General features: G+C 30.4%; 1 protein-coding gene. It reads right to left on the reverse strand.

The features are described 5' to 3' along the window. Positions 1-187 precede the first annotated feature (187 nt). Positions 188-364 carry a hypothetical protein gene (locus tag AB4653_RS26155; protein WP_016800056.1) on the reverse strand — a complete coding sequence of 59 codons (177 nt, stop codon included), beginning with the start codon at positions 362-364 and terminating at the stop codon, positions 188-190. Positions 365-490 lie beyond the last annotated feature (126 nt).

Consider the following 490-nt stretch of genomic DNA (forward strand, 5'->3'; position numbering starts at 1 on the left):
TACCTATAGGTAATTGTAGGTTTTCGAGATGTGCTTTTAACATAGTGTTTCTCCATATTTCTAGAGAGCGATGGTTAAGACAGTTAGTTTTTCTAGTGCTTTATATAATGGCTCATTTTTTGAATACTATTTACAAAATTTTGAATAAATTTGAAGTTAAACGAAATATTAGTTAAGGCGTTTTGTTTCATATGAAGCTAAAGGTCAGCTCTTTTCCTCCTTTGTCGTTTAGGTAAAACTGCATCCAACGCCAGTCCTTCTCCTTACAGGCCTTAAAAGTGCAGTGGATATTTTTTCCTTTAACAATATCGTTATCGCAGAAATCTATAAATGATTGAAAAGAGCGGCAGATCAGTGTTTCCATATTAGTAGTCCTTTTGAAAATTTATTCATATACACATCTCTAATTTATCTGTGTAGATGAATGAATTTTAATAAAAAATGATTATTAATAATTTTAGATTACCCATTTGGCAATGGCTAAAATTTA

This window comes from Vibrio sp. 10N.222.48.A3 (genome assembly GCF_041475345.1).
GTDB lineage: Bacteria > Pseudomonadota > Gammaproteobacteria > Enterobacterales > Vibrionaceae > Vibrio > Vibrio tasmaniensis_A.